We start from the raw sequence: 11,174 nt of genomic DNA, 5'->3' as shown, positions 1-11,174 counted from the left end.
AATTCTAACGAATAACCGATTTCTGTCCCACTCTCATTTTATCCTAATACCAATTCATCACTAACCAGGGTTTCACCACTGTTTTGTTGGAAGAGGCGCATCAAATCTTCAACCGTTAGGTTTTTCTTTTCTTCTCCTTTGACGTCGACAACGATCTTGCCTTGGTAGAGCATGATCAAGCGGTTGCCGTATTCAATGGCATGGTTCATATCATGCGTAATCATCAAGGTTGTCAAATCATGGCTTTCCACGATCTTTTGTGTCAATTCCATGACCATTTCACTGGTCTTGGGATCGAGCGCTGCGGTATGTTCATCCAGAAGCAAGAGTTTGGGTTTGACCAAGGCTGCCATGACCAAGGTCAAAGCTTGACGTTGCCCACCAGACAAATATTGGGTATCGACTTTGAGGCGGTTCTCTAAACCGATATTCAGTTCCTTCAAGGCTTCACGGAATAATTCGCGATCTTTCTCCCGAACTCCCCAGCCCAAACCACGAGATTTCCCCCGACGTTGGGCAATGGCCATATTTTCTTCAATGGTCAAACGAGAAGCTGTCCCCATCTTGGGATCTTGGAAGACACGCGCAATATCTTTCGCACGCTTACGAACACTCGTATTTTTGATGGAGTTACCTTCTAGCAAGATATCCCCTTCATCTACAACTAGATTTCCTGCCAAGATGTTCATCAAGGTTGATTTCCCAGCTCCATTTCCACCGATGACCGAAATGAAGTCCCCTTCTTCTACTTGGAGATCCAAGCCTTTTAAGACATGGTTTTCATTGACTGTTCCTGCTTCAAATGTCTTATGAATACCTTCAATTGATAATAATGTTGCCATACTTTTCTCCTATTTATTTCCTAACTTCAATCCACGAACACGAAGACGTTTTTGCGCCTCAGGAGCGAACAAGACAATCGCGAGCAAGATCGCATTGAAGAGACGGACCATATTTTGATCGAGATTTGGGATCTCGTAAATATTTAAGATAATCAAACGGTACACAATGGCTCCAACACCGATTGAAAGCAAGCGCCAACCAATGGTCAATTCGTGGATCAAAACTTCAGCGATAATCACAGCACTCAAACCAACAACGATCGTCCCTGTACCAGAAGTCACATCTGAGAAACCATCATTTTGTGCAAACATGGCTCCACAAAGTGCAATCAAGCCATTGGAAATCATGTAGCCCAACATCTTCATGTTATCTACATTGACCCCATTGGCCTCACTCATTGGAATGTTATCACCAGTCGAGCGCAAAACCAAGCCAAGTTGCGTCTTCATTAAGAGAGTTAACAAGATACAGACGATGATCAAGCAAGAAATGCTAATCAAAAAGACAGCTTCCTCATTGGATAAGCCCAATTTCATGACACTTTTGAAAATGGAACTGGCATCGCCAATAGAGAGGTTGGGTACTCCCCCCATGATTTTAATATTGATAGAGTAGAGACCGGTCAAAGTGACAATCCCTGTCAAGAGGGCTGGAATTTTCATTTTTGTATGGAGAATCCCAGAAACCAATCCTGCGATCATCCCTGCTAGAAAAGCCAATAAGGTCGCCAACCAAGGGTTTCTTCCTGATTGAATTTGGGAGGCTACAACTGCTGCCCCAAGTGGAAAGGCTCCTTCTGCCGTCATATCGGCAATATCTAAAATTCGAAATGTTAAGTAAACACCGATCGCCATGATCGACCACAATAAACCTTCTGATAAACTTGATAAAACGAAATTCATCTCAAACCTCCTATTTTTCTACCTTCAACGAGCTAATATCAATTCCAAGCTCTTTCGCCATCTCTTTATTGGTATGCAATTCTAATTTTTCAGGTGTTTCAACTGCGACTTTCCCAGGTTTCTCACCCTTCATGATGCGAATAGCCATCCGAGCAGCTTGTTTTCCCAATTCCTCATAATCAGTACCAAAGTTGTACAAGCCACCAGTAGCTACCATTTCAGCAGATCCACCAAAAACGGGCACCTTATGGCTGATAGAAACCTGTTTGACAGTGTCCATTGTAGAAGAGATAATATTGTCCGTCGGAACAAAGACGATATCTGCCTCTGACATGATGCTGTCTGCTGCAGCTTTCACATTGTTACTATCGAGAATTGTTTTTTCAACCACTTGATAGCCTTTAGCTTCTAGGATCTTCTTCGCATTGTCTTTTTGGACGACGGAGTTAGGCTCACTTTGCGTATAGAGAATCCCAACTGTTTTCGCCGTTGGAAGCACTTGCTTAATCATGTCTACCTGTGTAGCGATCGCATCTTCTGACTGGTCACTTGTCCCTGTGATATTGCCACCTGGTTCTTTCAGGTTTTTCACCAATTTAGCTGCCAAAGGATCTGTGACAGCTGAGAAAACAATAGGTGTTGATTTAGTGGTATTAGCCAAACTTTGTGCAGAAGGGGTTGCAATCGCAAAGACTAGATCACTTTCTTCTGCCAATTGTTTAGAAATATTTTTCAGATTTCGTTGCTCCCCTTGAGCATTTTGGAAATCGATCTGAATATTTTTCCCATCTACATAGCCCTCTTTCTTCAACTCCTCGATAAAGCCTTTTCGTGTCGCATCAAGCGACTTATGGGTGATGTACTGGGAAATCCCAATTCGAAAGACATTCTCTTTTTTAGTATCCTTTAGGTGGTGTAAGGTCACCAATGATGTTAACAGAAGTCCTACAACCAGGACAGGTGCTAGCAATTTTTTCACTACTTTCATTTTTTGACTCCTTTTCTGCAAAATAAACAAAAAATCCGCTTAGATGATACTCTAAACGGATGCTTGAAATTCTCCAACAAGTTACAAAACCTCGGTCCATTTAGATACTAGCTCTATGGACCATCATCAAAAATCTTAGCCACATAGATACAAACAAATTGCTTGGGTTGTTTGCATCCATGAGATCATGTCTACAAACACTATCTAAAGTAGCTAAAGTAAAATTTTTGAGTTGAAATGGCTTGTTGCTTCATGTTTATTTTCTGCTTTCTTTTTTTATGGGTATTATCTTACCTTAATTTTTTTTGGCTGTCAAGACTATTTCAGAAATTTTTGAAATTTTTTGAAAATTCAACTGGTCTTGACAAGAAAAAAACAGAGGCTGGAACACATCCAAGCCTCTATTTTTTAATCTTCTTTTGATTTTGTTTCTTCATCTTCCTCGACGATTTCAGAAATTTCAACTTTCACCTTGGTCACACGACCATTTTTTACTTTGTCATTTGTCAAAATGAGGTGTTTCTTTTGACTATCGACTTCACAGCTGAGTCGCTCTTTCAAGGTTGGAATTCGCCCAACCTCTGTCAGATAATACCCTGCAATGGTATCCACATCATCACTTTGCAACTCAACATCAAAATATTCGTTAAAGTCATTTAGTGACATGGCTCCTTGTACGACATAGGTATTGTCCGCAATTTCAAAGACATCAATTTCTGCTTTGTCAGTCTCATCGTCAATTTCACCGACGATTTCTTCCAAGAGGTCTTCAAGGGTAACCAAACCAGACATCCCACCATATTCATCAAGCAGAATAGCCATTTGATTTTGGGTATTGCGCAATTCCTTCAAAAGATCATCCACAAAAATGGTCTCTGGAACAAACAAAGGTTCTTGTAAAATCTTTCTTAAGACAATATTATCAAAGCCATTGATAAATCCTTCGTTCAAGAGACGTTTGGTATGGATGAGACCGATGACATTGTCCTTGTCATCATCATAGACAGGAATCCGTGAAAAGTTTTGCTTAAGGATACTTTCAATGATTTCTTTGGTATCATCATTGATATCAACCATGAAGGCATCCGTCCGTGGCACCATGACTTCACGCGCTACCATTTCATCTAATGAAAAGATCCCTTGGAGCATCTCAATCTCGTCCGCATCTAGTGTTGCTTCACTATTGGTCAGCATATACTCGATTTCATCCCGCGTCATCTTTTCATCCGGATCATCGAATTCCATTGGCGTGATACGACTCAAAAGGTTGGTCGACGCTGAAAGCAACCAAACAAAGGGGCTAACAATTTTTCCTAATAAAATGACAATCGGAGCTGTTCGAACAGCTAACTCATCTTTCAGGTTCATAGCGATTCGTTTCGGATAGAGTTCCCCAAATACGATCGAAATATAAGTCAAAAACGCTAGAGATAAAAAGCTTCCAGCTGCAATAGCCGTTTTAGTATTGCCCATCCATCCCGCAATAACATGACCAAGGCTATCTGCAAGACTCGCCCCAGATAAGATGGTAATCAAGGTGATCCCCACCTGAATAGTGGATAAGAAATGGTTGGGCTGTTCCAAAACGCTAAGAAGACGAATGTATTTTTTATCCCCTTCTTCTGCTTTTTGCACTACACGAGAACGATTCAACGATACCATTGACATTTCGGTTGCCGAGAAAAAGGCGTTCAATAATGTCAAAACAAACAATAAAATAACTTCCAGTAAAATTTCCTGACTGCCAGGGTCTTCCATGGATAATTTCCTCCAGTATATAATATTGTATATTATACCACAAAATAGGAGAGCCTGCATTCTTCTATAAAATTTTCTTTTTTTACCATCAAAAAATCAGGAACAAGTCCTGATTTTAGAATGTGAACAAATTGTTTTTTCAAACGAAATAACCTAAGTGAAGCTGAAAACTTAAAACAATCTATATAATCAGTTTCATTCAAACCTACACTGAAACTTTTCGCCGTGAGAAAAGTGAGGCTGGGACAAAAGTCCTAGCCTCTCAATTGTTTTTGGATTGTCGAGCAAGACGCAGTGGTTGAGTGGGCTCTACTACGCTGATTTCATCAGCTTTTACAGCCCTACTCAACTGTGCGGAGGTGGGACGACGAAATCGAATTCTAACGAATTACTGATTTCTGTCCCACTCTCACTCGGGAGTTTTGGGAGTAAAACAGTTTGGGAAACTGTTTTAGCCTGAGCCTAAAAAATTAAAAAGCGAAGGGGTCCAAAACGAATTGAACACGGGCTACGGATCGTGTCAAAAAGATAAGTTTTCCTAGAATCTAAAGATTCTGCGTCAAACTTCCTATTTTGACTTTATCCGCGAACGCCCTTTGTATCTTAATTAGTCATGGAACTTCTTCGAAGTTCGCTGACGTCCGTACTCACCTAAGGAAAGTTTCTAAGAAGACTTTGTCTTTAGTGTTCTGCACTGGTAAAATCATAAAAGAAGGCATTGAGTTTTTCAACCAGCTCAAGCGATGAGAGACTACTTGTACAGATAAAAGGTTTTTTCTTTAATTCAGGCATCATAAAGTTGGCCACCACTACGTCGGCATCCGAAGTTTCAATATCATCCACTGTTAGATTGTACTTGATCATCTGCGTAAATTCAAAGTTATCCGTACAGTAGAAATCAAGGAAATCGATCATGGATTTGGCATGGTGATCGTCAAAACGACTGATAATCAAGACCTTAATGGACTTCCGACGGCGCAATAACTGCGGTAAGAGACGTTCCCAGTGAGTATAGACCGTATAGATCATGTGCTTGATGATCTCATCATTCAGATCATGCTTCATGGTCTTCATATAAGTGATGATATGCTCCTTCAAATCATCATAGAAGGCTGGGAAGATGCTCATGAAATCTTCGTTGGTATTGGTCTTGGTATCAAACAAGAGAAACTCAGAGAATAATTCCTTCCGATCGAGATGAGACGTGTTATGGACATGCATCAACATCTCATCAAGATTTTCAATGTCTAAATCATAGGTATAGCATAGATCCTTGAACATATCTTTGATGAGTCTAGTCGATTCTTTGGCATAAGGATCCGTTTCTGCAGCTTCGATCAAGCTTTCTGGACTGAAATAGAAATTCTCTTGAATAAAGATAATAAAGAACTGTTCCAGCACTTTTTCATTCAACTCGACACCCAACTGCAAGCTAAAGTAGCGCAACATCTCCTCGACATTGGTCACCCCTTGATACTGGTCCTTATACACATCATAGTTCGTTGGCATGTCGATGAAGTAACCTTGCTTAATCCGTGACAAGTAGACTGTCAAGAGAACTTTATAAGACCTGAGTACAGAGAAGGTCAATGGATAGCCATAGAGCTTGAAGAAGAAGGTGATCAAATCGGTCACCGCCTCTTCCTTAAATTCTGGGAAAGGCCACTCCATGTAGTAATAACGTTCCGCAAAATATTGGGCATAAAAGAAACGAACGTCAATCTCATCCCCGACAAGATTCAAGGGTTTCAAATCAATCTTTACATTGTATTTGGTTTGAAGCTTCTGATTAATCGTCCGAATCAAGCGGTAGAAAGATTGGTAACTCAAATCAAACTTTCTGCAAATATATTCATTGGAAACATCCTTGTTGAAAAAGAGATATTCAATCAAAGCAAAGGCTTGTGATTCTTTAAAAAAGTGATGGTAAATCACCTCAAGCCCAACCGAATCCTCATAACTGATCTTGATCCCATTGGTAGATGATTCAATTAAAAAGTCATCAAATGTACTACGAAGATTAGACAAATCTTCTTTTAACGAACGTTCTGTACAATCCAAACGCTTGGCCAACTCTTTCAAGTGGAACCATCTTTTTTCCTTAATCAGGATTTCCAACAATTGCAATTGGCGTCTCTGTTTTTTCGATAAGAGCAGTCTCATCTTTTCCTACCTTTTCATATTTTCTTTCAAAATCACTTATATTTTAACACATTTCATAGCACTTGTTGACTTTTTTCCAGCATTTTTAAAAAAAATGTACAAAAAAGACTCTAAGGCCCATATAGGCGCTAGAGTCTATGATTTATTAATGATACCAAATTCTTCTTTTTTCTTCTGTTCCTTAGCAGCACGGTGGTTATCATAAAGATTCACCAAGAATTTTACAATTTCTTTTCCAATCGAATAGACTGGAATCGCAACGACCATCCCGATAATGCCGTAAATATTACTTGAGAGCAATAAGAGAACCATAATGGTAATCGGGTGAACCTTCATCACGCCTCCAACGATACGCGGATAAAGAATATTCCCATCGATCTGCTGGATAATCAACATGTAAATGACTGCTTTGATCATCATATCCATATCTGTGAAGGCATAGGTGATGATCATCGGAATCAACCCGATGGTTGGTCCTACATATGGAATGAGGTTGGCTAATCCAGAAAAAATGGCAAAGACCAAAGCGTACTTCAATCCAATAAAACTATAGCCAATGTAGGCTAGGGTTCCAATGATAAAGGCATCGATCGAAATCCCACTAATATAGCGAGAGACCGTTTCATTCAAACTAATCAAGAGGCTTGAAATGTGGAGTTTGTCATTGCGTAAAATGGTCCGCTCCAACATCGGTAATAACTTCTTCCCATCGACCAAGAAATAAACCAAGAAGACAGGGGTCATGATCAAGATAAAGACCGTATTGACAATGGTGTTAACCACACTTCCTAAACTGTTGGTCACACTATTCAAGAGATTTTGTAGGATATCCATATAAGAGAGATTCAACTGCTGAATCGTCGACTGGATATTCACATTTTGGAACAAAGGATTGGTCGAGAGTTTTCGAACCAAACTTTGAACTTCCCAATACAGGCCTTGGGTCGAGTTGATCAAGCTGGTTAACTGATTGATCAAGATAGGGAGCAGATAAACAATCCCTAAGCCAATGATCCCAAACAAGAGGACTAAGGTGATCAAAATCCCAAACACACGCTTGATTTTTAAGTGTTTTTCCAACAATTCAACAATCGGATTGGTAATGTAATATAAAAAACCTGCAATTAAAAATGGTAAGAGGATGGTATTCAGAACAGATACAAATGGAGAAATCAAAGTCCCCATTGATTTCCAAATATAGAAAATCACCGTCAATAATAAAATCTCACATGTCCAGAATAACAATTTACTATTTCGAAACATTCCTTACCTCCTGTTTTCTATTCTACCATATTTTATGTTAGAATAAAGGAGATTTTAATCAAAAGGATAAAGTTATGAATAATTTGATTGAACTAGAAGACGTCAATTTGATCCGCAATGGAAAAGCCCTTTTAAAAGAGATTAACTGGCAAGTGAAAGAAAATGAATGCTGGGCCATTTTAGGTCTCAATGGGGCAGGAAAATCGACTCTCCTCAAACTGCTCATGTCTGAATACTGGGCTAGTTCTGGCCAGGTAACTGTCCTTGGAACCCGCTTTGGCGAAGGGGGTATTCCTGAGTTGCGTAAGCGTATTGGGATCGTTAGCTCCTTTATTTCAGAAAGACTGCCAGAGCATCTTTTGACAGAACAAATTGTCCTCACCGGTCAATACAAGAGTAGTATTTTATATGCTGCATACGGGGAGGAAGAACTAAACTGGGCACGGGATATGCTAACTTCAATTGGAGCTAGCTCTTTGATCGGCCGCAAATACCGAGAGCTCTCCCAGGGAGAAAAGCAGACGGTCCTCATTGCACGAAGCCTCATGGACCAGCCAGATCTGATCATTTTTGATGAAGCCTCGAGCGGTTTGGATCTCTTTGCCAGAGAAAAACTCCTCCGTCAGATCCATCATATCAAACAACTGGATCACGCGCCTACCATGATCTACGTCACCCACCATGCCGAGGAAATTACAAAAGACATGACCCATGTCCTCCTACTCAAACATGGCCAAGTGGTCGAGCAAGGACCAAAGGAAAAAATCCTAACTCCCCATGTCCTTAGCCAATTTTATGAAGCACCAGTATCCCTCATTGATCTTGGTGACGAGCGACTCTTTGTCAAACCAGAAATCGCACACTGAAAAGAAAATGAATAAAGCAAAAGTACTAAGATTTTATCTTAGCACTTCGAGAGTATAGACAAACAGTTCTGCTTTACAAATCTAATAAATTCTATAAAAATAAAAAAATTTATTCGTTAGAATTATTCAATCATCTACTGAAACTTTCCGCCGTGAGAAAAGTGCCTGAAACATAGTTGTTTCAGGCACTCGGAATTATTGAGACCTTAGGCTCAATAATTAGTCATGGAACTTCGTAGAAGTTCGCTGACGTCCGTACTCACTTAAGGAAAGTTTTTAAGATAACTTTGTCCTCAATCTGAAAAGTGCTAAGATTTTATCTTAGCACTTTTACTTTTATCTATTCCGTGCATACTCGATCAAATCGTATGGAAGCGTATTGGCACTTTCTCTTAGGGAATAGCTTTCTAATTCATTGACATTTTGTCGCATACGGCGCGCTTGCTTAGCGGTAATCAGGTGTTGCGCTTCATATTCAAAAATAATCTTACGCTCCAAATAATAGCCTCTCAACATTTCATCGATATTATTTGGTTTCACGCGATTAATAACCCGCTCCACAAAGGCCCCACTGGTAATAATAGCTGTTTCTCTCAGACGAGATTCTTGGAGGAAAGAGATCAAACTGCTCCGATAAATCCCCTTGAGGTCTTCCAAACTTTCGATGATGATTTCCGTATTGGCCAGATAAAGGGCCGCAATCTGGTCATAATCAATGGCCTCTAACTTGCTTTCCTCTCGGGTCCACCAGTTTCGCAAGCCAGACCCAAAAGTTAAGATCTCATGAACTAATAAACGCAAGAGACGGAAAGACACCAAGAGGTAATAGGTTAAGCGAGACGAAAGATTGCGATTGACACGTTGCTCCATATTGCGAAGATAGCGTTGGTAGACGCGGTAGCCTCGCTCTCGAATCTTCCCTTCTTCATAAGCCTGTTCCAAGCCGTCACTTTCAATACTCAAAATCAGGAGCTTCAACTGTTCCCAGTCCCTTTGAATGAGCCTGTTTTCTTGGCCTAGAATCAAGTTTTCTATGCGGCCATGGTAGTTATCAATCGCCGCATACAAGGGACCCTTGTGCTTGCTATTCTTTAGGTCTGCTTCTAATTCCATGACGACATCATTTAAAATCGCGATCTGCATCAGGTAGTCATTGGTTTCTTCCTTTTCTTCTGATAATTTTGGAAGTACCACTAAGCCTGCAATAAAGCTGACAAGGGTCACTCCTGCCACTAAAAAGAGTAGGATAGGGTATTCTTTTTCGATCTTGGTTGGAATCAAAAGAATCGTCGCAATCGAAACCGTTCCCTTCACACCCGAAAAGGTCAGCAATAAGGCATCTTTTAGATAATTTCTTAACGATTTTTTTAGTCGAACCGTTCGGAACCAATAAAAGAGGTAAACCATGACAAAACGAATCAAAAAGAGCAAGGCTGTCAACAGAAAGACAGAAAGAACTAAAAGAAGATTATTGTAAATGGGACTACTTAAGATGGGCTTGGAGATCATTTCCAATTCCATTCCTAAGATGACAAAGACCGACCCATTTAAGATAAAGTTGACCGTATTCCAGACAGTATGACTCACAGTATCTACCCGCGCTTCAAGGAGGGTAATGTGCTTAAAGCGACTGGCTTTTAGGATCCCTGACACAACTACTGCAATGATACCAGAGACATGGAGTTCTTCTGCTAGGAAGAAGGTCAACAGTGGGAGACTCAGTTCTAATAACAATTCACTGGCAATATCACTGGCGCGAACACTCAAGAGCAAGGTTTGCAACCACCGGTTCACAAAGGCCGTTAAGATCCCCACTGCAAATCCTCCAATGATGGAGATTCCTAAGGAAATCCCTGCCTCTCCAAGAGAGAAACTTCCGGTCGCAAGAGCTGCCAAGGCCACTCGAAAGGCAACTAGACCTGAGGCATCATTTAGTAACCCTTCGCCTTTTAAGATATTCGAAACCCGCTTTGGAAAGCTAAAGCGCTCAGACAGGGAGGCAAAGGCTACTAAGTCGGTAGGCCCAAGGGCTGCCCCAACTGCCATACAGGCTGCTAAAGGAAGGCTCAGCCACAAGGAGTGAGCTGCCCAGCCCAAACTAATGGTGGAGATAAAAATCACTGGGAAAATCAAATAGAGGATGATCCGCCAGTGCTTTAAGACGGAAGTAATATCTGCTTCTTCTGCTTCTCGAAATAAGAGAGGGCCAATGACCAGCGCCAGAAAGAGCTCGGTATCCAGATGAAAATTTTCTTCTGGCACAAAGAGGGCCCAACCAATCCCTAGTAAAATTTGAATCAAGGGTAGAGGAAGACTTGGCACAAGTTTATTGGTGGCATTTGAGACGATCAAAATCATCGAAAAGATCACTGCATAAAGGAGTAGTTCCAT

Annotated in this window: 8 protein-coding genes; 1 reads left to right on the top strand and 7 read right to left on the bottom strand. The window is 40.6% G+C overall.

Features of this window, described 5'->3' with window-relative positions; all coding sequences use genetic code 11:
• Positions 1-38: 38 nt before the first annotated feature.
• The 6 genes from QM870_RS03700 to QM870_RS03675 form a co-directional block, all read right to left on the bottom strand.
• Positions 39-842, bottom strand: coding sequence for an ABC transporter ATP-binding protein (locus QM870_RS03700; protein WP_021153686.1), 804 nt, complete (start codon positions 840-842; stop codon positions 39-41).
• A 9-nt stretch (positions 843-851) separates the two neighbouring features.
• Positions 852-1,745 (bottom strand): ABC transporter permease, encoded by an 894-nt coding sequence (locus QM870_RS03695; protein WP_118095458.1) that lies wholly within the window; start codon positions 1,743-1,745, stop codon positions 852-854.
• A gap of 10 nt (positions 1,746-1,755) precedes the next feature.
• Complete coding sequence (locus tag QM870_RS03690; protein ID WP_118095459.1) at positions 1,756-2,733, bottom strand: ABC transporter substrate-binding protein; 978 nt, start codon at positions 2,731-2,733, stop codon at positions 1,756-1,758.
• 408 nt (positions 2,734-3,141) lie between these two features.
• On the bottom strand, positions 3,142-4,491 hold the full coding sequence (locus QM870_RS03685; protein WP_414368662.1) for a hemolysin family protein: 1,350 nt from the start codon (positions 4,489-4,491) through the stop codon (positions 3,142-3,144).
• Between the two features lie 681 nt (positions 4,492-5,172).
• On the bottom strand, positions 5,173-6,654 hold the full coding sequence (locus QM870_RS03680) for a M protein trans-acting positive regulator PRD domain-containing protein (protein WP_414368660.1): 1,482 nt from the start codon (positions 6,652-6,654) through the stop codon (positions 5,173-5,175).
• Between the two features lie 135 nt (positions 6,655-6,789).
• Positions 6,790-7,917, bottom strand: coding sequence for an AI-2E family transporter (locus QM870_RS03675; protein ID WP_414368658.1), 1,128 nt, complete (start codon positions 7,915-7,917; stop codon positions 6,790-6,792).
• Between the two features lie 74 nt (positions 7,918-7,991).
• Here QM870_RS03675 and QM870_RS03670 point away from each other — a divergent pair, with 74 nt between their 5' ends.
• Entirely contained in the window at positions 7,992-8,783 is a 792-nt protein-coding gene (locus QM870_RS03670) for an ABC transporter ATP-binding protein (protein WP_414368656.1), read from the top strand.
• Positions 8,784-9,119: 336 nt separating this feature from the next.
• Here QM870_RS03670 and QM870_RS03665 read toward each other — a convergent pair whose 3' ends face one another.
• Positions 9,120-11,174 carry a cation:proton antiporter gene (locus QM870_RS03665; protein ID WP_371610336.1) on the bottom strand — a complete coding sequence of 685 codons (2,055 nt, stop codon included), beginning with the start codon at positions 11,172-11,174 and terminating at the stop codon, positions 9,120-9,122.

It is taken from the genome of Streptococcus parasanguinis (assembly GCF_047463195.1).
GTDB classification, from domain to species: Bacteria; Bacillota; Bacilli; order Lactobacillales; family Streptococcaceae; genus Streptococcus; species Streptococcus parasanguinis_R.
The sequence above is the reverse complement of the archived record's forward strand: the minus strand, read 5'-3'. Positions and strand labels throughout refer to the sequence as shown.